General features: G+C 69.9%; 18 protein-coding genes. 10 read left to right on the forward strand and 8 right to left on the reverse strand.

Translation table 11 applies throughout. The annotated features are described in order from the left end of the window. Positions 1-2: 2 nt before the first annotated feature. The 4 genes from mmsA to araB all read right to left on the reverse strand — a co-directional run bounded on the left by mmsA (position 3) and on the right by araB (position 6272). Complete coding sequence (mmsA, locus tag ACWGIF_RS01045) at positions 3-1568, reverse strand: multiple monosaccharide ABC transporter ATP-binding protein (RefSeq protein WP_453489026.1); 1566 nt, start codon at positions 1566-1568, stop codon at positions 3-5. Positions 1569-1670: 102 nt separating this feature from the next. After that, positions 1671-2765 carry a multiple monosaccharide ABC transporter substrate-binding protein gene (gene chvE / locus ACWGIF_RS01050; protein WP_453489029.1) on the reverse strand — a complete coding sequence of 365 codons (1095 nt, stop codon included), beginning with the start codon at positions 2763-2765 and terminating at the stop codon, positions 1671-1673. Positions 2766-2982: 217 nt separating this feature from the next. Continuing rightward, a complete protein-coding gene (gene araA / locus ACWGIF_RS01055; protein WP_453489032.1) occupies positions 2983-4494 on the reverse strand; it encodes an L-arabinose isomerase in 1512 nt (503 codons plus the stop codon). A gap of 80 nt (positions 4495-4574) precedes the next feature. Next, positions 4575-6272, reverse strand: coding sequence for a ribulokinase (gene araB / locus ACWGIF_RS01060; RefSeq protein ID WP_453489155.1), 1698 nt, complete (start codon positions 6270-6272; stop codon positions 4575-4577). A 437-nt stretch (positions 6273-6709) separates the two neighbouring features. Here araB and ACWGIF_RS01065 point away from each other — a divergent pair, with 437 nt between their 5' ends. From ACWGIF_RS01065 to ACWGIF_RS01085, 5 genes are all read left to right on the forward strand, one after another. Then, positions 6710-7708: an ABC transporter substrate-binding protein gene (locus ACWGIF_RS01065; protein ID WP_453489035.1), complete on the forward strand. Its 999-nt coding sequence runs from the start codon at positions 6710-6712 to the stop codon at positions 7706-7708. 94 nt (positions 7709-7802) lie between these two features. Beyond that, positions 7803-9362 carry a sugar ABC transporter ATP-binding protein gene (locus tag ACWGIF_RS01070; RefSeq protein WP_453489037.1) on the forward strand — a complete coding sequence of 520 codons (1560 nt, stop codon included), beginning with the start codon at positions 7803-7805 and terminating at the stop codon, positions 9360-9362. Continuing rightward, entirely contained in the window at positions 9359-10459 is a 1101-nt protein-coding gene (locus ACWGIF_RS01075) for an ABC transporter permease (RefSeq protein ID WP_453489040.1), read from the forward strand. The genes ACWGIF_RS01070 and ACWGIF_RS01075 overlap by 4 nt, the downstream gene beginning before the upstream one ends. Next, positions 10456-11478: a galactofuranose ABC transporter, permease protein YjfF gene (yjfF, locus tag ACWGIF_RS01080; protein ID WP_453489043.1), complete on the forward strand. Its 1023-nt coding sequence runs from the start codon at positions 10456-10458 to the stop codon at positions 11476-11478. The genes ACWGIF_RS01075 and yjfF overlap by 4 nt, the downstream gene beginning before the upstream one ends. Positions 11479-11585: 107 nt before the next feature. Next, positions 11586-12707, forward strand: coding sequence for an aldose epimerase family protein (locus ACWGIF_RS01085; RefSeq protein ID WP_453489046.1), 1122 nt, complete (start codon positions 11586-11588; stop codon positions 12705-12707). A 53-nt stretch (positions 12708-12760) separates the two neighbouring features. Here the strand turns inward: ACWGIF_RS01085 and ACWGIF_RS01090 are convergent, their stop codons facing one another. Then, positions 12761-13837, reverse strand: coding sequence for a LacI family DNA-binding transcriptional regulator (locus tag ACWGIF_RS01090; RefSeq protein WP_453489049.1), 1077 nt, complete (start codon positions 13835-13837; stop codon positions 12761-12763). A gap of 319 nt (positions 13838-14156) precedes the next feature. Here ACWGIF_RS01090 and araD point away from each other — a divergent pair, with 319 nt between their 5' ends. From araD to ACWGIF_RS01110, 4 genes are all read left to right on the forward strand, one after another. After that, positions 14157-14894, forward strand: coding sequence for an L-ribulose-5-phosphate 4-epimerase AraD (gene araD, locus ACWGIF_RS01095; protein ID WP_453489052.1), 738 nt, complete (start codon positions 14157-14159; stop codon positions 14892-14894). A gap of 366 nt (positions 14895-15260) precedes the next feature. Then, on the forward strand, positions 15261-17012 hold the full coding sequence (locus ACWGIF_RS01100; RefSeq protein ID WP_453489054.1) for an alpha/beta fold hydrolase: 1752 nt from the start codon (positions 15261-15263) through the stop codon (positions 17010-17012). 12 nt (positions 17013-17024) lie between these two features. Then, positions 17025-18641: an alpha/beta fold hydrolase gene (locus ACWGIF_RS01105; RefSeq protein ID WP_453489057.1), complete on the forward strand. Its 1617-nt coding sequence runs from the start codon at positions 17025-17027 to the stop codon at positions 18639-18641. Positions 18642-18834: 193 nt separating this feature from the next. Further along, positions 18835-19419, forward strand: a complete 585-nt coding sequence (locus ACWGIF_RS01110; RefSeq protein ID WP_453489060.1) for a DUF4436 family protein — start codon at positions 18835-18837, stop codon at positions 19417-19419. Between the two features lie 31 nt (positions 19420-19450). On the opposite strand, the gene ACWGIF_RS01115 is transcribed toward ACWGIF_RS01110, so the two are convergent. Continuing rightward, a complete protein-coding gene (locus tag ACWGIF_RS01115; RefSeq protein WP_453489158.1) occupies positions 19451-21187 on the reverse strand; it encodes an immunity 49 family protein in 1737 nt (578 codons plus the stop codon). 397 nt (positions 21188-21584) lie between these two features. Here ACWGIF_RS01115 and ACWGIF_RS01120 point away from each other — a divergent pair, with 397 nt between their 5' ends. Beyond that, a complete protein-coding gene (locus ACWGIF_RS01120; RefSeq protein ID WP_453489063.1) occupies positions 21585-23162 on the forward strand; it encodes a S8 family peptidase in 1578 nt (525 codons plus the stop codon). A gap of 228 nt (positions 23163-23390) precedes the next feature. On the opposite strand, the gene rpsR is transcribed toward ACWGIF_RS01120, so the two are convergent. Together rpsR and ACWGIF_RS01130 are read right to left on the reverse strand one after the other, a co-directional pair. Further along, entirely contained in the window at positions 23391-23627 is a 237-nt protein-coding gene (rpsR, locus tag ACWGIF_RS01125; protein ID WP_453489066.1) for a 30S ribosomal protein S18, read from the reverse strand. Between the two features lie 45 nt (positions 23628-23672). Beyond that, positions 23673-24785 carry a CobW family GTP-binding protein gene (locus ACWGIF_RS01130; RefSeq protein WP_453489161.1) on the reverse strand — a complete coding sequence of 371 codons (1113 nt, stop codon included), beginning with the start codon at positions 24783-24785 and terminating at the stop codon, positions 23673-23675. Between the last annotated feature and the right edge of the window lie 19 nt (positions 24786-24804).

A 24804-nucleotide genomic window follows, 5' to 3' on the forward strand; every position in this document is an offset into this window, starting at 1 on the left:
CCTCACACCTGCTTGTCGGGGTATGCCGCGCTCGTGGTCATGAGGCGCATGAGGGATTCCTGGGTGGCTTCCGCGCGGGGCACCTCACCGGTGATCCGGCCTTCGGCCATGGTGTAGATCCGGTCGCACAGGCCCACGAGTTCGGGGAGTTCGGAGGAGATGACGAGGACCGTCTTGCCCTGGGCGGCGAGGTCGGCGATGACGGTGTAGATCTCCGCCTTGGCGCCGACGTCGATGCCCCGGGTGGGTTCGTCGAGGATCAGCACCTCCGGCTCGGCGAAGATCCACTTGCTGAGCACGACCTTCTGCTGATTGCCGCCGCTGAGCTTGCCGGTCTTCGCGAACACCGAGGGGGCCTTGATGTTCAAGGTCCGGCGAAACGATTCGGCGGTCCGGGCCTCCTCGTGCCGGTCGACCCAGCCCCGCCGGGCGACCCTGCCGAGGGCGCTCAGCGAGATGTTCCGGCTGATGTCGTCGTTGAGGTTGAGGCCCAACTGCTTGCGGTCCTCGGTCACGTACGCGATGCCGTGCCCGATCGCCTCCGGCACCGTCCGGGTACGGATCTCCCGGCCGTGCAGCCGCACCTGGCCGCCGGTCCACCGTCCGTACGAGCGGCCGAAGACGCTCATGGCCAGTTCGGTGCGGCCGGCGCCCATGAGGCCGGCGATGCCGACGATCTCGCCTCGGCGGACGTTGAGCGAGACGCCGTCGACCACCTTGCGCCGGTGGTCGATCGGGTGTTGGACGCTCCAGTCCTCGATCTCGAAGGCGACCGCGCCGATCTCCGCCCCTGGTGCCGAACAGGGCCGCCGCTCGGGGTAGCGGCGTTCCAGGTCGCGGCCGACCATGCCCCGGATGATCCGCTCCTCGGAAATGCCCTCGGGACCGATCGCGAGGGTCTCGATGGTCCGCCCGTCGCGCAGGATGGTGACGGCGTCGGCGACCCGGGCGATCTCGTTCAGCTTGTGCGAGATGAGGATGCAGGAAATGCCCCGGGCTTTGAGTTCGAGGATCAGGTCGAGCAGCTTGCGGCTGTCCTCGTCGTTCAGGGCGGCCGTCGGCTCGTCCAGGATGAGCAGCTTGACCTTCTTGGCGAGCGCCTTGGCGATCTCGACCAACTGCTGTTTGCCCACGCCGAGATCGGCGATCCTGGTGTGGGGGCTCTCGTCGAGTCCGACCTGCCGCATCAGCGCGGCGGCGTGGGTCAGCGTCCGGTGCCAGCTGATGACGCCCCGGGTGGCGTGTTCGTTGCCGAGGAAGATGTTCTCGGCGATGGACAGGTAGGGCACCAGCGCGAGTTCCTGGTGGATGATCACGATGCCGCGCTGCTCGCTGGCCCGGATGTCCCGGAACCGGCAGTGATCGCCCTCGAAGTAGATCTCGCCCTGGTAGCCGCCATGGGGGTGGACCCCGCTGAGTACCTTCATCAGGGTGGACTTGCCGGCGCCGTTCTCACCGCAGACGGCGTGCACCTCACCCGCGGCGACGGTCAGGTTGACCTCGGAGAGAGCCTTGACACCGGGAAACGTCTTGCTGATCGACCGCATCTCGAGAACGGGTCGGGCCATGGTGGTGCATCCGTATCGTCGGGGCGGTGCGGTGCCGGGCGGTCTCCCGGGCGCCGCACCGCCGGTTCGGCGTCGCCGGACCCGTCGGTCCGGCCCCGTGGGCTACTTGAGCTGGTCCGCGGTGTACTGGCCGCTGTCCACCAGGACCGTCTGGTAGTTCTCCTTGTCGACGCTGACCGGCTGGAGCAGCTGCGCCGGTACGATCTTGACGCCGTTGTCGTACTGACCGGTGTCGTTGACCTCGGGCTTGCCGCCGGTCAGCAGTGCGTCGCCCATCTGGACTGCGGCCTTGGCCAGTTGGCGGGTGTCCTTGTAGACGGTCTGGGTCTGCTCGCCCGCGATGATCGACTTAACCGAGGCCAGCTCGCCGTCCTGGCCCGTGACGACGGGCAGTGGCCGGCCGGCGCCGTAGCCGACGCCCTTGAGTGAGGAGATGATGCCGATCGAGATGCCGTCGTACGGCGAGAGCACGGCGTCGACGCGGGCGGCGGTGTACGACTTGCTCAGCAGGTTGTCCATCCGGGACTGGGCGAGACCGCCGTCCCAGCGCAGTGTGGCTATCTGGTTGAGGGAGGTCTGGCCGCTCTGCACGACCAGCTTCTTGTCCTCGATGTACGGCTTGAGGACGCTCATCGCGCCGTTGTAGAAGAACGTGGCGTTGTTGTCGTCCGGTGAGCCGGCGAACAGCTCGATGTTGAAGGGGCCCTTGCCGTCCTTGACGCCGAGCTTGTCGACGATGTAACTGCCCTGGAGGACGCCGACCTTGTGGTTGTCGAAGGTCGCGTAGTAGTCGACGTTCCCGGTGCCGCGGATCAGCCGGTCGTAGGAGATGACGGGGATGTGGGCGTCGGCGGCCTTCTGCAGCACGTTGGTGAGTGAGGAACCGTCGATGGCGGCGATCACCAGCAGCTTGGCCCCCTTGGTGATCATGTTCTCCACCTGGGAGACCTGGTTCTCCACGACGTTGTCGCCGTACTGGAGATCGGTCTTGTAACCCTTGGCCTGGAACTCCTTGACCATGTTGTCGCCGTCGTTGATCCAGCGCTCCGACGACTTGGTCGGCATCGAGATGCCGATGAGGCCGCCTTCGGCATCCCCGCCGGCCCCGCCGTCGCCTGCTCCGTTGGCGCTCTGGCCGCAGGCTGCCAGCGACAGCGTCAAGCCCAGGGTGACAAGGCTGGCTGAAAGCTTCCGCACAGTTCCTCCAGTGATGTTCCGCGACCGGCACAGTGCGACCCGGCCGGGAGAACCGGAAGCGGTCGAGCGGGGCCGGCCGGGAGTCGTTTCGTCGTGCTGTGCTGAGTCCGGGTTTGCAGCGGCTCCGGCCTGGCGATACCTGAGTGTTAACGCTCACAAGAGTGTCGTCAAGGGTCTGTTCGGATCACCGCGGCGGGCCGCTCCGGTCACCACTGATTCACAGTCCCAGTGCCAGCCGGTGGTACGCCTGATTCCAGCGGAGGTCGCGCCGGAACTGCCTCGGGGTGGTGGTCTCGTCGATGAGTGCGAGTTCCAGGCGGAGCATTTCCGCCAGGTCGTCGAGGTGGTCGGACGTGAGGGCGGTGCTGAGGACGGTGTGGTGCGGTCCTCCGGCCGTCAGCCAGGATTCGGTGGACGTCCGCAGGTCGGGGTGGGGCCGCCAGACCGCGCGGGCAACGGGCAGGGCGGGCAGCGGGTGAGGGGGTGCCACCACGTCGATGTCGTTGGCGATCAGGCGGAAGCGATCGCCGAGGTCGGCGATCCCGGCCACCACGGCCGGGCCGGGGGCCGCGTCGAACACCAGGCGCACCGGGTCTTCCCGCCCGCCGATGCCCAGGGGATGGATCTCGCAGCTGGGCCTGGCGGCCGCGATGGTGGGGCAGACTTCCAGCATGTGCGCGCCGAGGATGAGCTCGTTGCCGGGTGTCAGGTCGTAGGTGTAGTCCTCCATGAAGGAGGTGCCGCCCGGGAGGCCGGCGGCGGCCACCTTGAGGGCGCGCAGCAGGACGGCGGTCTTCCAGTCGCCCTCTCCTCCGAAGCCGTACCCCCGGGCCATGAGCCGCTGGACCGCGAGGCCGGGCAGCTGCCGCAGTCCGCCCAGGTCCTCGAAGTTGGTGGTGAAGGCTTGGAAGCCGCCCGCTTCGAGGAAGGTGCGCAGGCCGGCCTCGATGCGGGCCGCGTAACGCAGCGAGTCGTGCCGTTCGCCTCCCGGTCGCAGTTCCGGCGCCAGGTGGTACTGGTCCTCGTACTCCTTGACGAGGGAAGCCACCTCGGTCTCGTCCGCGCTGTCGACGACCTCCACCAGGTCGTTGACGCTGTAGGTGTTGACGGAGACGCCGAAGCGCAGCTGGGCCTCGACCTTGTCGCCCTCGGTGACGGCCACGTCGCGCATGTTGTCGCCGAAGCGGGCGACCTTGAGGGTGGCCAGTTCGGCTCGTGCGGCGGCCGCCCGCGCCCAGGTCGCGACGCGTGCGGTCGTCACCGGATCGGTGACGTGGCCCGCCACGGTCTTGCGGGGTACGCCGAGACGGGCCTGGATGTGCCCGAACTCGCGGTCACCGTGAGCGGCTTGGTTGAGGTTCATGAAGTCCATGTCGATGGTGGCCCAGGGCAGGGCCACGTTCGACTGGGTGTGGAGGTGCAGCAACGGTTTGCGCAGCGCGTTCAGTCCGGCGATCCACATCTTGGCCGGCGAGAAGGTGTGCATCCAGGCGATGAGCCCGATGCACCGGTCGTCGGCGTTCGCGTCGAGGCATATCCGGCGGATGGAGTCGGCGTCCGTCAGTACCGGCTTCCACGCCACGCGCGCGGGAATGCCGGAGGCGTCGGCCAGTGCGGCGGCGATCTGCCGCGACTGGTCGGCGACCTGCTTCAGCGTCTCCTCCCCGTACAGGCCCTGGCTGCCGGTGAGGAACCAGATGTCCTGGGCGGGGGATGTTCGGCTGGGCACATGGACTCCTGAAGGTGACGTCCCCCAACGGTGGTGAGGGCGGCTGGCGGGTGGGAGGTGGTGACGAACAGCGGGCGGGGTCAGCCCGCGGTGTGGGTCGTGTCGCGGATGTTCCTCAGGCGGTGCAGCAGGCCACCGGCGGCGAAGTGGTCGTGCAGGAGCCGGTACTCGGCGAAGAGGGCGTCGTAGGCGTCGGCCCGGGAGGCGTCGGGCGTGTACACGGCAGGCAGTCGGCGGCCCATGGCGGCGGTGGCCGTTCGCACGTCGGTGTGCGCGCCGGCGGCCACGGCGGCGTGGATGGCCGACCCGAGGGCGGGGCCTTGGTCGGACGCGGCCAGGGAGACGGGGCGGCGCAGCACGTCGGAGTAGATCTGCATCAGCAGTTCGTTCTTGGCGAGTCCGCCGGCGACGATGAACTCGTGCACCGGTACGCCGCCCGTCTCCAGGGCCTCCACGATGACGCGGGTGCCGAACGCGGTGGCTTCGAGCAGCGCGCGGTAGACGTCCTCGGGGCGGGTCGCGAGGGTGAGACCCACGATGACTCCGGAGAGGTGGTGGTCGACGAGGACCGATCGGTTGCCGTTCAGCCAGTCGAGGGCGACCAGTCCGTGGCCGCCGACCGGCCGGCCGGCGGCCTTCCGGGTCAGCAGGGTGTGCAGATCCTCGCCGCGGTCGGCGGCCTCGGCGAGGTAGTCCGGCGGGAGTCCTTGGTCCAGTACCCAGGCGAAGATGTCGCCGACCGCGCTCTGGCCGGCCTCGTAGCCGTAGGTTCCCTCGACGATCCCGCCGTGGACGACACCGCAGATGCCGGGGACATCGGCGAGGTGGGGAGCGTTCACGACGTGGCAGGTGGAGGTGCCCATGATGGCGAGCAGTTGACCGTCCTCGACGGCCTGGGCCGCCGCCGCGGTGACATGGGCGTCGACGTTGCCCGCGGCCACGGCGATGCCGGGGCGCAGCCCCGTCCAAGCTGCTGCCTCGGAACTGAGCGAGCCCACCCGGGAGCCCAGCGCGGAGAGGGGGAATGCGAGGCGGGTGCGTGCGAAGTCGGCGAACCGGGGGTTCAGCGCGGCCAGGTACTCCTCGCTTGGGTAGGCCCCGTCCTGGTGGATGCCCTTGTATCCGGCGGTGCAGGCGTTGCGGGACTCGGTTCCGGTGAGCTGCCACACGATCCAGTCGGCCGCCTCGATCCACCGCGCGCAGGTTTCGTAGACGAGAGGATCCTCCTCCAGGACCTGCAGGGCCTTCGCGAACTGCCATTCGGCGGAGATCCGGCCGCCGTAGCGGGCCATCCACTTCTCCCCGCGGGCGTGGGCGAGTTCGTTGATGCGGTCGGCATGTGACTGGGCGGCGTGGTGCTTCCACAGCTTGGGCCACGCGTGCGGCCGTCCGGCGAGCTCCGTCTCGGCGAGGGGAGTCCCGTCGGCCAGCGTGGGCAGGACGGTGCACGCGGTGAAGTCGGTGGCGATGCCGATCACCGCGGCAGGGTCGACCCCGGCCGCCGCCACGGCCTCCGGGACGGCGCGACGCAGTACGTCCCGCCAGTCCTGGGGGTGTTGAAGGGCCCAGTCCGGAGGCAGTTGCGCACCGCCGTGCGGCAGCTGCCGGTCGATGACGCCGTGCCGGTAGGCGTGGACCGCCGCGGCCAGCTCCTGACCGTCGCGAACCCGCACCACCACGGCGCGGCCCGACAGCGTGCCGAAGTCGACGCCGACCGTGTACTGCTCCGATTCCTCGGAATACGGGGTGGGCGCGAAGGGAGGGGGTGGCGTCAACAGAGTGCCTTTCGAAGGAGCCGTCGGACGGCAGGCGGCCAGGCCGGCGCAATCGCCGCCTGTGATCCTGGCGGTCGACCGGGGTGTTCCTCAAAGTGTGAGCGCTCACAATATCGATAGGCAAGAGGTCTGGGCGGGTCGTATGTGAGCGTCGTCGGCGCAGCGTCCGCTGGTACGTCGGACGCCCGAGGGGATCTGCCGTCGATGCGGCGCGGGTTGGTGCTTCATCCGGGGGCGGGGCAGTGGTCGATGACGTCGCGAAAGAGGGGCCCACCTCGTTGCCGCACCTGACGCGGTAACGGACAGGTAACGTGCGCAAGGGGGTTGAGAACCCTGCTTGTTAGCGCTCACAATGCGACAGCGCACCGGGGTTCCTCGTGGGTCAAGCCGGGCCCCGGCCGTGCGGCGCTTCTTCCGTACACCCTGAAAGGACACTCGACATGGCTCGAAGAGCAGCCCTCGTCCTTACCGTCGCCCTCCTCGCCTCCTCGGCGTTGACCGCCTGCTCGACCGCGGGTCCCGCCTCCGACTCCTCCTCGGGAGCCAAGAAGGGCGCCGACGGCACGATCACGCTCGGCTTCGCCCAGGTCGGCGCCGAGAGCGGCTGGCGTACCGCCAACACCAAGTCCGTCCAGGAGGCGGCGAAGAAGGCCGGGATCACCCTCAAGTTCTCCGACGCGCAGCAGAAGCAGGAGAACCAGATCAAGGCGATCCGCAACTTCATCCAGCAGAAGGTCGACGTCATCGCCTTCTCGCCGGTCGTGGAGTCCGGGTGGGACACGGTGTTGAAGGAGGCCAAGGACGCAGGCATCCCGGTCATCCTCACCGACCGCGCCGTGGACACCAAGGACACCTCCCTCTACAAGACCTTCCTGGGCTCGGACTTCGTCAGGGAGGGCAAGTCCGCGGGCGAGTGGCTGACCGGCGCATACGCGAACGAGCAGGGCCCGGTCAACATCGTCGAGCTCCAGGGCACCACGGGCTCCGCACCCGCCAACGACCGCAAGTCCGGTTTCGCCGACGTCATCCGCACCGACGGCAAGTTCAAGATCGTCGCCTCGCAGTCGGGCGACTTCACCCGCGCCAAGGGCAAGGAAGTCATGCAGGCGTTCCTGAAGTCCCAGAAGGACATCGACGTCCTCTACGCGCACAACGACGACATGGCCCTCGGCGCCATCCAGGCCATCGAGGAGTCCGGCAAGAAGCCCGGGACGGACATCAAAGTGATCTCGGTGGACGGAATCAAGGACGCCTTCGTCGCGATGACCGAGGGCAAGATCAACGTCGTGGTGGAGTGCAACCCGCTGCTCGGTGACCAGCTGATGGAGCTGACCAGGAAGGTCGCTGCCGGGGAGAGCGTGCCGACCCGTGTCGAGACCCAGGAGGGTGTCTTCCCGCAGGACAAGGCCGCGGCCGCGCTGCCGTCCCGGAACTACTGACGCAGCTCGTTCCGGTGCCGGAGGAGGCGCGGCCTCGGTGCCTCCTTCACCGTCCGGAGCCCGCTCCACCACCCCACCCATGAGAGGAGGGCGGATGGCATCCCCGTCCACCCCGCGGGCCACGGACTCCGGCGGCCCGCGGCCGGTCCTGGAAGCCCAGGACATCCGCAAGCAGTTCCCGGGCGTGCTCGCCCTCGACGGAGTCGCCCTGCGGCTCTTCCCCGGTGAGGTGCACGCCCTGATGGGCGAGAACGGTGCCGGGAAGTCCACCTTGATCAAGGTACTCACCGGCGTCCACCCCGCCGACGGCGGCACCATCCTCGTCGACGGCCGGCCTCACGCGTTCGCAGACCCCCTCCAGGCGCAGCAGGCCGGAATCAGCACCGTCTACCAGGAGGTCAACCTCTGCCCGAACATCTCGGTCGCCGAGAACATCCTCATCGGGCGCGAACCGCGCCGGTTCGGTCTCATCCACTGGTCCGCCATGCGGCGGCGGGCGGCAGAGCTGCTGACGGAACTGGACCTCGACCCGGACGTCACCAGTCTGCTCGGTTCGCACTCCCTGGCGGTGCAGCAGCTGGTCGCCATCGTCCGGGCGGTGGACGTCTCGGCGAAGGTGCTCGTGCTGGACGAACCCACGTCCAGCCTGGATCGCGAGGAGGTCGCCCAGCTCTTCACCCTGGTGCGGCGCCTGCGGGACCGCGGTGTGGCCATCCTGTTCGTCACACACTTCCTCGACCAGGTGTTCGATCTCTGCGACCGCGTGACCATCCTGCGCAACGGCCACCTGGAAGGCGAGTACCCCATCGGCGAACTCACTCCGGTCACGCTGGTCCAGCGCATGATCGGCGGGGAACTGGCCACCCTCGACCAGCTGTCCGACCGTGCCCGCGAGGAAGCGGCCGAACGGGCGACCAGTGAGCCGTTCCTCCAGGCACGACAACTGACCCGCACGGGCTCGATCGAACCGTACGACCTCGCCATCCATGCCGGCGAGGTCATCGGACTGGCCGGCCTCCTGGGCTCGGGCCGCACCGAGGTCGCGCGTCTCCTGTTCGGCGCGGACAGCGCGGACGCCGGAGAAGTGAGCATCGAGGGCAAGAAGGTACTCCTGCGCACCCCCCGCCACGCCATCGCCCGCGGCATCGCGTTCTGCTCCGAGAACCGCAAGTCCGAGGGCCTGGTGGGCGAGCTCACGGTCCGCGAGAACATCATCCTCGCTCTGCAGGCCGCCCGCGGCTGGACCAGGCCGCTGGCCCGTGCGAAACAGGACGAACTGGCACGCCATTGGATCGAAGCCCTGAACATCCGCCCCGCCGACCCCGAAGCGCAGGTACGCCACCTCAGCGGAGGCAACCAGCAGAAGGTCCTCCTCGCGCGTTGGCTGCTGACCGCACCCCGGCTCCTGATCCTCGACGAACCCACCCGGGGCATCGACATCGGGGCCAAGGCGGAGATCCAGAAACTCGTGGCCCGCCTGGCGAGCGAAGGCACCGCCGTGCTGTTCATCTCGGCGGAACTCGAAGAGGTCCTGCGCCTGAGCCACCACATCGCCGTGCTCCGCGATCACCGCATGGTGGCCACCCTCACCAACGACGACAGCGTCACGCCCGCACGCATACTCACGACCATCGCCACCGGAGCGGACTCATGACCCCCCAGCCTGCCAAGTCCAAGGCGGTCGGCGGAATCGGGAGACGACTGGCCGGCCACCGCCTGCTGTGGCCGACACTAATCCTCCTCGCCCTGCTCCTCGGCAACCTCGCGTTCCACCACGACTTCTTCTCCGTGCGCGTACGCGACGGCCACCTCTACGGCAGCCTCATCGACATCCTCCAGTTCGGCGCGCCCCTCACCCTGGTGGCGCTCGGCATGACCCTGGTCATCGCCACCCGTGGCATCGATCTCTCGGTGGGTTCCACCGTCGCCATCGCCGGCGCCGTCGCCTGCGGGCACATCTCCACCGCCCCGCGTCCCGGCAGCGTCGCCACCATGCTCACGGCCGTAGCCCTCGCGCTCGGCGTCGCCCTCGTGCTGGGCCTCGCCAACGGCTTCCTGGTGTCCGGGCTGGGGGTGCAGCCCATCGTGGCCACCTTGATCCTCATGGTCGCGGGCCGCGGCGTCGCCCAGCTGATCACCGACGGCCAGATCATCACGGTGACCAGCGCCCCCTACAAGATGATCGGAGGCGGCTACTGGCTGACCTTCCCGTTCGCCGTCCTCCTGGCAACCGCCCTCGTCGCGCTCACCGCCTTCCTCACCCGTAGCAGCGCCCTCGGCATGCTGATCGAGTCCGTGGGCGGCAACCCCGCCGCCAGCCGCCTGGTCGGCATCCGCGCCGGCGGTCTGCTCGCCCTGGTCTACGTCTTCAGCGCGCTGTGCGCCGCCGTCGCCGGTCTGATGATCAGTTCCAACGTGTCCAGCGCCGACGGCAACAACGCGGGCCTGTGGATCGAACTCGACGCGATTCTCGCCGTCGTCGTCGGCGGCACCGCCCTGACCGGAGGACGCTTCTCCCTCGGCGGCACCGTCCTCGGCGCCCTGATCATCCAGACCCTGTCCACCACCGTCTACACCCTCGGCGTCCCACCCGAGACCACCCTCGTCTTCAAGGCCTTCGTCGTCATCGTCGTCTGCCTCGTGCAGTCCCCGGTCTTCCGGGCCAAGGTCCTGCGCCGCCGCAGGACAACCACTCCCCGATCCCGGACCACGGCGGGCGCCGCCCCGCAGCAGCAGGAGGTACGCGCATGAGTACCGGCATCGCGAGCGCCGCCGCGCAACTCACCCGCCCCTTCGCGACCGTGTCCCCGCGCACCCGCACCCGTATCCCCCTGATCGTCACGGCCGTCCTGCTGGTCGTCATGTTCAGCGTCGGATCGGTGCGCTACGAGGGCTTCCTCTCCGCGCAAGTCGTGCTGAACCTGCTGATCGACAACGGATTCCTTCTGGTCGTCGCGGTAGGGGCGACCTTCGTCATCCTCACCGGCGGCATCGACCTGTCCGTCGGCTCCATGGTGGCCCTGTCGACCATGCTCACGGCCTGGCTGGTCGAGTCGCACGGCTGGCCCCTGGCCACCGTCATTCCCCTGGTCCTGCTGGTCGGCGCCGCGAGCGGGACGCTCATGGGCTGGATCATCCACACCTTCGAGATCCAGCCGTTCATCGTCACGCTGGCCGGCATGTTCCTGGCCCGCGGGCTCTGCTACACGATCAGCACCGAATCCATCACGATCAGCGACCCCGCCACGGCGGCAATCGCGCAGACCCGGCTGTACGGCCCGGGGGGACTGTTCGTCTCGATCCCGGTGGTCATCGCCCTGGCCGTGCTGGTGATCGCCTTCGTCGTGCTGCACCACACGCGCTTCGGCCGCAACGTGTACGCGCTGGGCGGCAGTGAGTCCTCCGCACGCCTGATGGGTCTTCCGGTGGGCTCCACCAAGATCGCCGTATACGCCGTCAGCGGCCTGTGCTCCGCGCTCGGCGGCCTGCTGCTGACCTTCTACATGCTCTCCGGCTACGCCCTCCACGCCATGGGCATGGAACTCGACGCGATCGCCGCCACCGTGATCGGCGGCACGCTGCTGACCGGAGGCTCCGGCTTCGTCCTGGGCACCGCACTCGGCGTGCTCGTCCTGGGCATGATCCAGACGGTCGTCAACTTCCAGGGCACGCTCAGCTCCTGGTGGACCCGGATCGTCATCGGCGCCCTGCTGCTCGTGTTCATCGTGCTGCAACGTCTGATGAGCGGACGCCGCCCCGCCGCCGACTGACTCACGGCTCCGCTGCCCATCAGCCCGTGCCACCGCGTTCACGTGCCGCGATCACATCGTGCTTCCCGGCACGCCCTCCGACGGACCGACTTCCAGGGAGCGCCACCATGGAACACACATACGAATCTGTGGGCGCCGCTGAGCCCGGGCAGAGCGCCGCCTGTCCGCGGACGGGCCGGCCCCTGCGCCTTGCCGACGAGGGAACGGGGGAGAGGTGGCGGTTCGGATTCCGCGGCCGGGCCTGCGCGGAGGTGCACACGCGCGGCGCCCGCCTCCATTCCCTGACCCTGCCGGACCGCTGGGGCCACACCGCCGATGTGGTGCTCGCCGGCCGCGACCCCGCCGCCTTCGAGGGCTCCGCACGCTACTTCGGCGCGACGGTGGGCCGGTACGCCAACCGCATCTCGCGCGGGCGGCTCGTCGTCGACGGCGTCACCCACCGGCTCGCCACCCAGGAGAACGGGCACACGCTGCACGGCGGTCCCGACGGGTTCGACCAGCGCGTGTGGCGGTGTGAACCCTTCCACACCGCGCACCGCACCGGTGTGCGCCTGTTCCTGCACAGCCCGCACGGCGACCAGGGGTTCCCCGGTGCCCTGCACGTCCGCGTCACCTACACCCTGGACCGGGACGACAACCTGACCCTGTCGTACCAGGCGGTCACCGACGCGCCGACGATCGTCAACCTCACCAACCACACCTACTGGAACCTCGAGGGAGAGGGGCGCGGCGACGTCCTGGCCCACCACCTCCAGGTAGAGGCCCCCTCCTACACCCCCGTCGACGCCGCCCTGATCCCCGACGGCCCTCACCGCCCGGTCAGCGGCACGCCGTTCGACCTACGCCGGCCCCGGCGGCTCTCCGACGTCCTGACCCGCCCGGATGCGCAGTTGGGGCTCGCAGGCGGCGGCTTCGACCACAACTGGGTCCTCGACGGCGCCCGGCGAGCCAGTCCTCGGAAGGCCGCTGTGTTGTACGCCCCCGCATCCGGCCGCCGCATGGAGGTGAGTACCACGGAACCGGGCATCCAGGTCTACACCGCCCAAGGCCTGACCGGTGACATCGCGGGCAAGGGAGGCAGGCCGTACCACGCCTACGCGGGGGTCGCGCTGGAAACCCAGCACTTCCCGGACTCCCCGAACCGCCCCGACTACCCGCCGGTCGTCCTGCGTCCGGGTGAGCTGTACCGGTCCACCACGATCCACAGTTTCACCACGGCCACCGCCTGAGACACCCCCCGGGCGGCGGTGGGGGTCATGCGGTGGGGGTCATGCGTCGGGGGTCATCCGCTGGCGGGAGCGCTCCTGCGGGCCGTACTGGCGCGCACGATGAGTTCGGGCGCCACCACCAGGTGCTTCGACTCGTCGGTACGGCCTTCGATGTGGTCCAGGAGCAGCCCGATGCTGTCGCGGCCGATCGAGGCGAAGTCCTGACGGATCGTCGTCAGTGGGGGTGGGAAGAACTCCGCCTCGGGGATGTCGTCGAAGCCGGCGACCGCCACGTCCTCCGGCGTGCGCAGGCCTGCTTCCCGCAGGGCCCGCAGGACACCGAGGGCCATCTGGTCGTTGGCGACGAACACCGCGGTGAGGCCCGCTCCCCGCCCTCGTGACGCCCGGGCCCGACCCGCGAGCTGCTGGCCGGCCTGGTATCCCGACAGTGGACTCCAGTCGCCGCGCAGCAGGGGTGGCACCTCGGCGCCGGCCTCTCGCAGCGCGTCCTCCCACCCTTGCGTGCGGGCCTCGCTCTCGAGCCAGTCGGGAGGGCCTGCGACATGCCACACGGTGGCGTGGCCCGACGCGAGAAGATGTTCCGTGATCATGCGAGCGCCGAGGCTCTGGTCCAGCGACACCCCTGGCAGATCAAGGGTGTGGCCGCCTTCCACGGTGACCACCGGGCACGGTGCTTCCAATGCCGCCAGGGCCCTCACCGCGGCGCGTTGGGGAGTGACGGCCACGATCCCCTCAACGCCCCACCCGGCGAGGTGCTGCATGGCTTCGGCGAGGGCTGTCTGCGTGGCGGTCCGAAGCGTGACGGCGGACGTCAGATAGCCGCGGTCCCGAGCCGCCTCCTGCACTCCCGCGACGGTGCTGGCAGGCCCGTGCAGAGTGGTGTTCACCGCGATGACGCCCAGTGTGTGGGTCCGGCGAGTGGCCAGAGCCCGGGCTGCCGAGTTACGGCGGTACCCCAGCTGCTCGATGACCTGTGTCACCGCGGCCCGGGTCTTGGCGCTGACGTTCGGGTGGTCGCTGAGCACCCGTGAAACGGTCTGATGGGACACGCCGGCGACGCGTGCGACGTCCGTCATCGTGGGCGCTCGCGAGACGTCTGGGAGCTGGGTCAACTCTCTTCCTTTCCTCATCGAGCGGCCTTCCCTCAAGGTACCGAACCAGCCGCGGCCCGCACACATCTCGGACCGACCGGGAGATTGTCGACCAGATATCGATGTTGGCGTTCACATTATGCAACGGTGACCGCATGTTGTGGGCAAGAATCTTCTCGTACCTCTTGAGGTTGCTGGGTGTTAGCGCTCACAATTCCAACGGGGCCGCTGGGGTGGCTCAGCCGCGATGCCCGGTGCGGCCCCCGACCAGTCCAGCCCACTCATGTGCGACCGCGGGGCCTGCCGGACGCCGGTACCGGAGAAGCCGCCGCGCATGTCGAGAGACGGTGAGAGCGTAGTGAGCGAGACCCTCCTCAAGGACCTCCGTCGCGAGGTACTCGCGGCCAACCTGCGTATCCCGGAGGCCGGTCTGGCCACCCTCACCTGGGGAAACGTCAGCGGAGTGGACCGAGACGCCGGCGTCTTCGTCATCAAGCCGTCTGGGGTCTCCTACACCGACCTCACCGAGGAGGACCTGGTGGTGGTGGCACTGGAGGACGGGCGGGTGGTCGACGGACACCTCAGGCCGTCCACCGACACCGAAACCCATCGGTGCCTCTACCGGGCCTTCCCGTCCATCGGCGGCGTCACCCACACGCACTCGGCGCACGCCGTCGCCTTCGCCCAGGCGCGCCGCCCGATCCCCGTGCTCGGCACGACACACGCCGACACCTTCAACGGGTCCGTCCCCGTGACGGAGGACCTCACCGCCGAGCAGTGCGCGCGGGACTACGAGTACAACACCGGACAGGTGATCGTTGCCCGGCTCGACGGCGATCCCCGTCGGGCCGACGAGGTCCCCGGCGCGCTCGTCTCACGACACGGCCCCTTCACCTGGGGTGCCACCGCGAAGGCGGCGCTGGAGAATGCCATCGTCTGCGAGGCCGTGGCGCAGATGGCCCTGCACACGCTGGCGCTGGGGTCGCGCCTCGGGGGTGCCTCCGAACCGCCGAGGCATCTGCTGGAACGGCACTTCACCCGTAAGCACGGACCGGGCGCCTACTACGGCAACGTCCCTCACATCCCGGGTGCCTGAGGCCGTGCACCGCCTTCGTGTCATTTGGTACCAGCACGATCGTGGCGCCCCCGGCGGCGCACAACGACGCCATCCGATGCACGGACACCACCTTCCTTCTGTACGTGGAACGAGGTTGGCCCAGGGGGCGATCTCCCTGCGGCGGCCGAACGTTCAGCGTCAGCGGCCGGGCCTCCAGCTTGCGCACCTGCTCATCCGGGGTGCGCTCGAACTCCTGGTAGCGGCTCTCGCAGCGAGGCGCCGCCGCGCAACCGATCCCGTTCCTGCCGATCGACGGCTGCCCTCCGGGCGATGCCGTGGCGGTGCGAGCGGAACGCAAACGCATGCACATTCAACGCTACCGGGTGGTACGAAGGCGCGCACAAGGTGCGGGAGGCGGCCACCGTACGCGCGGTGCTTGGCCGGGACACATGTTGCGACTGCTCCGCGTGGCGGCCGTACGCCCCACCCGGTAGCGTCGAAATGCGCGTTCCGCCCCAACCGCTGCGGCCCGGCCCGGCAGGGCCGCCGCCGATGTCGGCAGAGGAACGAGATCACATGCCCAAGCACAGCATCCCCGCGGCGACTGCCGGGGCGGCTCTGGTCTGTCTGGCGGCATTCGGCCCCACGCCCGGCAGCGCCGCGTCAGCACCTGCCGAGCCCACCGCGTCAGCACCCGCCGAGCCCACCGGGCAGCCCAGCCCGGCAGGCTCGTCCCGGTTCGTGCCCGGCTCCTGTCCGAGGCCGCCCGAGCCCATCGAAGCGCTGGCCGACGCACGGTGCGGTTTCCTCGAGGTCCCCGAGAACCGATCCCGCCCCGGCGGCCGGACCATCAAGCTGGCCGTGGCCGTCATTCCGGCTGTCACCCCCGCGAAGCCCGCACAGGACCCTGTGGTGTTCATGGCCGGCGGCCCCGGTGCCGACACGTTCGACGACATCCCGTTCCTCGTCGACTCCGGCCTGAACAAGGACCGCGAGCTGATCATCATGGCCCAGCGCGGCAACCTCTACAACCAGCCGAACCTCGCCTGCCCGGAGGTTGACCGGTTCAACGCGCAGGCCGTCGGCCTGGGCTACGACGCACAGGCTGCAGAACAGCTTTTCCTGAAAGCGGTGAAGGACTGCCGTGACCGCCTGACGGCCGACGGCACAGACCTGAGTGCCTACAACACCACTGAGAACGCGGCCGATTTCGCCGACCTGCGCAAGGCGCTGGACATCCCCCAGTGGAACGTCTACGGCTACTCCTACGGGAGCAACCTGGCCCTCACATACCTGCGCCTGCACCCCGAGGGAATCCGCGCGTTCGCGATCGACTCGATCACTCCTCCCCAGGTCGTGACTCTGCCGTGGACATGGGGCAGCACCGCCGAGGGGATCGACAACATCTTCGAGGCGTGCGCGGCGCAGCCCGCCTGCAAGGACCGGTACCCGGACCTCCCCCGTACGCTGACGGAGCAGGTGCGCAAGCTGGAGGCACAGCCGCTGACGCTGAACGTCCCGCCGCCGAACGGAGGAAAGCCGGTCAAGGTCGTCCTCGACGGAGGCGCACTGCTGAACCTGATCGTCGCCTTCAACCCCCGGCCCAAGGACCTCCCGGCGGCGCTCGAGGAACTCGCCAACGGAAACCCGGAGCGCTTCGCGAAGGCCCGCGCGGCCGGCTCGGTGCAGAACGTCGGCGCGTTCGCGCACGGCCTGACGAACTCGGTGGTGTGCAGCGAATGGGCGCCGGGGTACTCGGAAGCCGACGTGCTGAAGGCGGGTCGCAAGACCTACCCCGGGTGGCCGGACACGGTCCTGGCCCAGGTGCCGCAGCTTCCCTTCCAGTACCCGGCATGCGGGATCTGGAACGTTCCGGACCGCGCGTCCGTCCAGCGGGTGGCCACGGTCAGCTCCGTACCGGCGCTCGTCATCTCCGGCATGTTCGATGTGAAGACGGGGGCGAGTTGGGCGAAGGACGTCGCCCGCAACCTGTCCGGCTCGACTGCCGTCCAGGTCCCCGGAATCGGCCACTGGGTGGTCCCGCAGTCGCCTTGCGCGCAAAGCGTGCTGGCCTCGTTCTTCGCTCGCCCGACCGCGCCCGACACCAGTTGCGTGGACGGTCTCGAGCCCGGACCGTTCACGATCATCCCGAAGTAACCGGGAGGGCAGATGACACGTCATCACGCGCCCCGCCGTCGGCGCACCGTGCGACGACGCCTGGCCCCGTCGGCCGGTATGGCGACCGGTCTCCTCGTCACCGGCCTGCTTGCGGCGCCCGCCCAGGCACAGCCCCGCACCGACCCCGGCCCCAGTCCCAGCCCCGGAGGACCGATCGGCACGGCCGCCCGGACGGTGGGCGACGCCCGCTTCGAACCGGGCCCCTGCCCGAAGACGCCTGAACCGATCGAGGCCCTGAAAGGGGCCCGCTGTGGAACGCTCACCGTGCCCGAGAACCGCGCCGAACCCAGCAGTCGAACGATCAGACTCGGTGTGGCGATCGTGCCCGCCGCGACCGACACACCGAAGCCCGACCCCATCGTGTGGCTCGCGGGCGGACCCGGAGACGACGCGGTGGGCGAGGCGAAGATGGCGATCGACGGCGGCCTGAACCGCGACCGTGACGTGATCTTCATGTCCCAGCGCGGTACGTACTCGGCCGAGCCGGAGCTCCTCTGCCCCAACATCGACGAGTTCAACGCACGCGCGGTCGGACTCGTCTACGACGCTGCGTCCACCGAACGCCTGCACGTCGAGGCCACAAAGACCTGCCGCGACAAGCTGGCGGGCCGCGGGATAGACCTCAGTGCTTACAACGACACCGAGAGCGCCGCCGACTACGACGACCTGCGCACCACCCTGGGGATCAAGCAGTGGAACCTGTACGGGATCTCCTATGGCACCCACCTGGCGCTGGTCTCCATGCGCCTGCACCCCGAGGGGCTCCGTTCGGTGGGGATCGACGGCATCCTGCCGCCCTCCACGTCCGGGGAGGCGTCGACCTGGAGCAGCGCCCGGCAGGGCTTCGACGGCCTGTTCAAGGCCTGCGCGGACCAGCCGGCGTGCAACAAGCGCTACCCGAACCTGCCGGCCACCTTCGACAAGCTCGTCCGCGACCTCGAGGCCAAGCCGGTCACCACCACCGTCACGCTCCCCGGCAGCGACAAGCCGGTGAAGGTCGTGCTGGACGGCGGGACCCTGGTGAACTGGTTGGTCTCCGCCACCCACGTGGCAGAGCAGGTGCCCGCAGCCCTCGACGAGCTGGCCAACGGCAAGCCGCAGCGGATCGCCCAGCAGTGGGCGGGCGGCAAGCTCAGCCCCCAGGCCATGGGCAGGGTTTCGCATGGTCTCGTCTACGGCGTCTTCTGCAGCGCGTGGACGCCGTACGAGAGCGAGGATGCGGCGCTCCAGGGCGGACAGGAACAGTTCCCCTCGTTCCCCCGCTCGGTGCAGGCACACGCTCCGCTGCTCGCCTCTCTGCGTCCGGACTGCGACGTCTGGAACATCCCAGCGGCCGCGCCCTCGATCCGGGAGGTCACGCGCGGCGACATCCCCACCCTTGCCCTGTCGGGTGCATTCGACGCCCAGACCGGGGCGGACAACGGCCCGTACGTCGCCCGCACGCTGAGCAAGGCCAAGGTCGTCACGATCCCCTACGAGCCGCACGTGGTGTTCGCCACGTCGAAGTGCGCCCAAGAGATCGCCGTGTCGTTCTTCGAGACCCCGGCCACGCCGAAGACCGAATGCCTCAAGGGCCTGGAGCCGCCTGAGTTCGAGATCGCTCCCTGACCACCCGCTCGTGGTCCGCCTCGCGACCACCGTCCTGTCGCCACGACCGGCGACCAGGACGCTCCCGGCGCCGGGCCGGGCGAGTCCGTACCCCTTCCCACCTCGTCGTCGGAGTCACCATGGCACCCACCTGGGACTCACGTCAGCCACGCTGCTCCGGGCCCTCGATCCTGCCGGTCCTGCTCCCATCGCGGTGCTGATCGTGGTGGCGGTGGCCGTGGGGTCGTGGCTGCAGTTCACCGAGCGGCAGGCGCTCGATACCGTCCACACGGGCGGATCCCAGGCCACCGACCGGGTGGACGTGGAGGCCAACGTCCAACGCGTCGACGCCGCGGCCAGAGAGCCGGCACTGCGGGTGCGCGTCACGGCGCGTGGGACCCTCGGCGAGGAGGAGGGGACCGCCCCGGTGGCCGAACTCAGCCTCCAGACCTCCGCGCAGACCCTCGGCGACCTGGAGTTCAAGGCGCACGAGCGGCTCACGACCAGGGACGTGCAGGTGGCCGTCATGTGGGCGCTGGCGGCGTCCGTGCTCATCGGGGCCTGGTACCTGACGACCCGCGGGGAGGGCCTGGTCTGGGCCGCCCTCGGCTGGATGGCCGCCACCCTGTTCGCGCTCTCGGCCTTCCGCAACAACGCCCCCGGCACACCCCCGATCGGCTGCGTGATGGACTGGTTCGCCTCTCTGTGGGCCGAAACCGTCATCGCGCTCTGCCTGATCGCCGTGGTCGTCACCGGAGTCCGCACCGCCCTCCGACACGACGACACCCACCCCTCCTGAAGGTGGTCGGGAAGGGTGGGTGCGAGACGGCCTAGAAGGGCTCGGCGGCCCGCAGAAGACCGTGCGGAAGGTAGGGGGATTCGACGCGGATGTCCCAGCCGCGGCGGCGGGCGTGGCAGGCCAGGGCGAGGACGTCGAGGTTGCAGGACGCATCCGGATCGTCGGCGCGGTCGGCGACCTGGTAGTGGTCACGGTGGGCTTCGAGCGCGTCGGCCAGGGCGAGGTTGAAGCTCTCCTCGTCGCCCTCCACGAGTTGCGACAACAGCACGGCCGGCGGCATGGCGAAGCCCCAGTCCTTCGCCCGCTCGGCCTGCTGCAGCGCGCGCTGTGCGGCCTGTTCGGGGTCGGTGCCCTTGAGGTAGGCGTGAAGGGCTTCGCGGTACGCGCTGAAGGCGGAGCCGTCCGGGCGGGCGAAGGCAGGGCCGGTGAGAACCAGCGGGACGAGGTCCTCGCGTGCCCCGGTGATCAGGGCGAAGTCGGTGGCCTTCTGCCAGTTGTGGGCGCCGGCTTCCTCCCTCCGCTCGGCCGGGTAGCGCAGCCTGCGGCCGTCGACGGTGACCTCGGCCTCGGTGCCCGGCTCCGCGAGGGCGATGCGGAACAGGGCCGCCCCCAGCTGGGAGGCCAGACGAAGACCGGCGAGCTGGGCCTCCGTGGCCCCGTCCGGGTTGCCCGCGCGCCACTTGAAGAGGCGCTCCTGGTCGCCCATGACGCTGCCGAGCCGCCAGACGGCCAGGGGTTGCCCGTCGACGGGGGTGAACGCCTCCCGGATGTGCTCCTCGTACCTGGCCTCGATCTGCGGGCCCACCGTCCAGTCGAAGGCCGGCCGCTCCACCACCAGCGGGCCCGCGGCGAGCGCGGCCACCGCGTCCGGCCGCCGGGCCCGGCCGAACCCCGCGACCCGCGGGCCCCGGGTTTCGAAGCCGGTGATCAGCGCGTGCGGGAGGTAGTCGGAGCTGACGGCAGGCGCCCATCCAAGGGACCTGTACGCGAGCGCGGCGAGGGCGATGGGGACGAGCGGGAGAAGGGTGCTCGGGGAGGCTGAGGGGCCGTGCAGGGTGGAGTGCCTGGTCAGGAGGTCGGCCAGCGCGGCGTCGAAGGCCTCCCGGTCCTCGGCGGCCAGGGCGCGCAGCGTGCGCAGGGCTACGCTGTGCGGCCGGTCCAGGAGGGGCTCGCCCGTCTCCCCGGCGCGGCCACGGATGCGGTCCAGGGCCGCGTCGACGGCGGCGAGCTTGGCCTGCGCGCTCGGCGGGTACTCCTCGTCGTCGCCGGTGTCGTCCAGGATCACGGCCATCAATCCTGTGGCGAGCTCGCCGACGGGCGTTCCCTGCGCCTGCTCGGCGAACTTCTGCCGGGCGAAGTGGAAGGCCTCGCCGTGCCACGTGGCCTTGTCCCTGAGGACCGACAGGCAGAGCGCGTCGATCCACTCCCCGGGCGTGACACTCTCGTCGGGTGCGTCCTCACCCGGGTCGTAGCTCATGCCGAAGTTCACGTACTCCAGGAAGACCCGGAAGCTGCAGTGCGGGTGGTACGCCGCGTAAGCGACGGCGCCGGCCGCGGCTTCGGAGGCGTCCTTGAGGGCGGCCTTGGCCTCCGGGGTGTCGAGGTCGGGTTTCTCGACGGAGAGGGCGCCCAGGTAGTCGAGGAACTCGTCGGAGATCGACTGCCATTCGTAGGTGGCCATGCGACCGCCCCGCGACATGGACCGCACCTGACCCCCGATCCGGTTCGTGAAGTCCTCGCGCGCTGCCGACACGACGGGCCCGCCCACCTGGTGACGCTCTATCCGCACTACCCTGCTCCTTGATCGAATCTCTGCGGACAGCCTAGGTGCGGGATCTGACAGGCCAGTCGCTGCCGGGCAGGCATCGGCGGCAACGGCACCATCAACGGCCGGTACGAGGCCGGGCGTCTTCGGGCAGACCTACCCGGCGAATGCGTGCGTCATGTGCGGAGCGCCTTTGCTCGATCATGGCCGCTGTGTGGCAGGGATGTTACGCGTCGGCATGCCTCTTGTGCGGGTGCGGGAGGTGGGTCAACCTTTCGTTAGCGACCGTTCGTTCGGGCCGATTCGTTTGTCATGGGCATGGCTACAAGCCGTGCCCTGGCGCGCCCTCACAGCGGTCCGCGTACACCGCAGCACACCGCCTACGAGGAGGACCCCCCACATGTCCGCGAAGCGTCACACCCGCCGGAGAATTGCCGGTATCAGCGCCATGGCCGTCGCGGCCCTCGCGCTCGGCTCGGCCGCCGCGTTACCCGCCGCGGCGGCCACCCCGGCCGCCCCGCAGGGCGTCATCGAGAACGCCGGCGCCGCCGGCACCGTCGCCGGCAGCTACATCGTGACCCTGAACGACTCCGCCGCCCGCTCCACCGCCGACAGCGGCAAGGCAGTCGCCAAGCGGTACGGCGCGCGGATCGACCGGACCTACAGCGCCGCGCTCAACGGCTACTCCGTCGAGGTCTCCGAGGCCCAGGCCAGGAAGCTCGCCGCCGACCCCGCCGTCAAGTCGGTCGTGCAGAACCGCGTCTTCACCGTCGACACGACCCAGCCCAACCCGCCCTCCTGGGGCCTGGACCGGATCGACCAGCAGGCGCTCCCGCTGAACCAGAGCTACACCTACCCGGACAAGGCCGGCGAGGGCGTCACGGCGTACATCATCGACACCGGCGTCCGCAAGACGCACCAGGACTTCGGCGGCCGGGCCTCCGACGGCTTCGACGCCATCGACAACGACAACACGGCCCAGGACGGCCACGGCCACGGCACCCACGTCGCGGGCACCGTCGCGGGCACCGCGTACGGCGTGGCCAAGAAGGCCCGGATCGTCGGCGTCCGCGTGCTCGACAACAACGGCTCCGGCACCACCGCACAGGTCGTCGCCGGCATCGACTGGGTGACCCGCAACGCCGTCAAGCCGGCCGTGGCGAACATGTCGCTGGGCGGCGGCGCGGACTCCGCGCTCGACACCGCCGTACGCAACTCCATAGCCAGCGGCATCACGTACGGCGTCGCCGCGGGCAACGAGTCCACCAACGCGAGCACCAAGTCCCCGGCCCGCGTGACCGAGGCGATCACCGTCGGCGCCACGACCAGCAGCGACGCCAAGGCGAGCTACTCCAACTACGGCACCGTCCTGGACATCTTCGCCCCCGGCTCCAGCATCACCTCCTCCTGGGGCACCGGTGACACCGCCACGAACACCATCTCGGGCACCTCGATGGCGACCCCGCACGTCGTCGGCGCCGCCGCGCTCCACCTCGCGGCCAACCCGGCGGCCACTCCGGCCCAGGTCGCCACGGCCTTGGTCAACGCGGCCACACCGAACGTCGTGACCAGCCCCGGCACCGGATCCCCGAACCGCCTGCTCAACGTCGGGAACTCCACCACCCCGCCGAACCCGGGCACCCGCTTCGAGAACACCGCCGACTACGCGATCAACGACAACGCCACCGTCGAGTCGCCGATCACCGTCAGCGGGATCTCCGGCAACGCCCCGGCCACGCTGAGCGTCCCGGTCGACATCAAGCACACCTACGTCGGTGACCTGAGGGTCGACCTGGTCGCCCCCGACGGCACCGTCTACAACCTGCGCAATCGCAGCGGCGGCAGCGCGGACAACATCATCCAGACCTTCACGGTGAACGCCTCTGCCGAGGTCGCCAACGGTGTCTGGAAGCTCCGGGTCGCGGACCTCGCGAACATCGACACCGGAAAGATCGACTCCTGGGCGCTCCAGTTCTGAGGGGCCGGGACTGAAAGCAGCGGCTGAGCCGCGATGATCAGGCGGGGGCGACCGTTTCGGCGGTCGCCCCCGCTGCGCACTCTGCGCGCATGCGTTCACGCCGGCCGCTCCTCGCCGCCCCTCGCCGCCCCTCGCCACTCCCGGCGTTCCCTGTGGGGGAGTACCCGCCCCGTGAGCGCCCCGCCGAGCCCTCCCTCGGGACGGGCCACTCGCGGCTCCCGCCGTCCCCTATCGGCCGGCATACGGGAGCAGGGCCATCTCGCGGGCGTTCTTGATGGCCAGAGCGAGCTGCCGCTGCTGCTGTGCGGTGACACGCGTGACCCGGCGGCTGCGGATCTTGCCCCGGTCGGAGACGAACTTGCGGAGCAGGTCGGTGTCCTTGTAGTCGATGTACGTGATTCCGGCCGTGTCCAGCGGGTTGGGGCGGGACTTCAGCGGCTTGCCGGGGGAAGGGCGGCGGACCATCGGTGTTCCTCAGGGGTGTGGAGTGTCGGTGTGTGGGTCGGGCGGTCAGGAGACGGAGTCGAGCAACGGAGCGAACGCGGCGGGGAGCTGCTTCCACCCCTCCCGCCCGGCCGTGTACTCGGCGTCGGTCAGCAGGCAGGAATCCAGGAGCCGTTCGATGCCGTCGCGGTCCAGCCCGGGGGAGGTGAAGACCAGGTGCTGGCAGCAGTCGCCGTGCTCGGGATCCCAGGCGAGGGCGGCCGCAGCCTGACGCATGGCCGGGACCAACTCCCAGGCGGCGTCGGGGAGCGAGGCGAGCCAGGGGCCGGCGTTCTCCACGCACAGCGCGCCACCGGCCGCGTCCCAGGCGAGCAGGGTGTCGGGGCGGTCGGCGAGCCAGAACCGGCCACGGCTGCGGGCCGCGGCGCAGGTCAGATCTTCCAGGGCTTCGTACAGCCGCTCGGGATGGAACGGCCGACGGCGCCGCCAGACGAACGTGGCCACTCCGGCCTCGTCGGCCTCCTGGGGGAGGAGCGCACAGGCAGGGTGCTGGGCCGCGGCGGCCGTCTCCACGTCGAAGCCGGCGAAGGCGAGGCGGGTGAGGTCGCTGGAGCCGGTGGGCACCTTGCGGGCCGTCGGGTGCAGCTGGGCGAGCAGGGCGCGGTCCTCGTCGTCGGCCTCTGCGCTGTCGGCGATCGCGAGGACCGGCGCGTATTCGAGCTGGCGGGCCCAGGTGTCCCCGACGGTGCGCCGGTCGGTGGCCGCCGCGGCGAGTCCGGCCTCGGTGAGGTCGTCCCCGTTGCCGAGGCAGGGCAGGACGAGGGCCGGGTCGACGGCGGTGATCACATTGGTGAGTTCCAGTACGTCACCGGCGTGGGCGGCCACGACCTCCGCCATCCCCCTGGGCTCGACCGAGTCCCAGAGTTCCACCACGGCCAGGCGGGTCAGCCCGCTCGCGGCCAGCCGCTCCAGCTCCGGGACGAGGTCCTCGCGCAGTGCGCAGCAGGCGCAGTCGTTGACCAGGGGAGATTCGCCGGCGGACACCACACCCCCTGAATCGCGCAGGGTGCGCAGGACATTGCCGTCGGCAGCCGAGGACAGATCGTGGTGCAGGGCGACACTCCCCGGCACGGCGCGCAGCAGGTGCTCGACGGTCTCCTTGCGCGCGTCGGCGTGCATACCGCCGACGATGACGACG

The sequence above is a fragment of the Streptomyces sp. NPDC054849 genome (assembly GCF_053610945.1).

Bases quoted from the DNA above. Each gene is read 5' to 3' on its own strand.
- mmsA (WP_453489026.1), bottom strand. From the start codon at position 1,568: ATGGCCCGACCCGTTCTCGAGATGCGGTCGATCAGCAAGACGTTTCCC.
- ACWGIF_RS01065 (WP_453489035.1), top strand. From the start codon at position 6,710: ATGGCTCGAAGAGCAGCCCTCGTCCTTACCGTCGCCCTCCTCGCCTCC.
- ACWGIF_RS01070 (WP_453489037.1), top strand. From the start codon at position 7,803: ATGGCATCCCCGTCCACCCCGCGGGCCACGGACTCCGGCGGCCCGCGG.
- ACWGIF_RS01075 (WP_453489040.1), top strand. From the start codon at position 9,359: ATGACCCCCCAGCCTGCCAAGTCCAAGGCGGTCGGCGGAATCGGGAGA.
- yjfF (WP_453489043.1), top strand. From the start codon at position 10,456: ATGAGTACCGGCATCGCGAGCGCCGCCGCGCAACTCACCCGCCCCTTC.
- ACWGIF_RS01085 (WP_453489046.1), top strand. From the start codon at position 11,586: ATGGAACACACATACGAATCTGTGGGCGCCGCTGAGCCCGGGCAGAGC.
- ACWGIF_RS01090 (WP_453489049.1), bottom strand. From the start codon at position 13,837: ATGAGGAAAGGAAGAGAGTTGACCCAGCTCCCAGACGTCTCGCGAGCG.
- ACWGIF_RS01105 (WP_453489057.1), top strand. From the start codon at position 17,025: ATGACACGTCATCACGCGCCCCGCCGTCGGCGCACCGTGCGACGACGC.
- ACWGIF_RS01120 (WP_453489063.1), top strand. From the start codon at position 21,585: ATGTCCGCGAAGCGTCACACCCGCCGGAGAATTGCCGGTATCAGCGCC.
- rpsR (WP_453489066.1), bottom strand. From the start codon at position 23,627: ATGGTCCGCCGCCCTTCCCCCGGCAAGCCGCTGAAGTCCCGCCCCAAC.
- ACWGIF_RS01130 (WP_453489161.1), bottom strand. From the start codon at position 24,785: ATGCACGCCGACGCGCGCAAGGAGACCGTCGAGCACCTGCTGCGCGCC.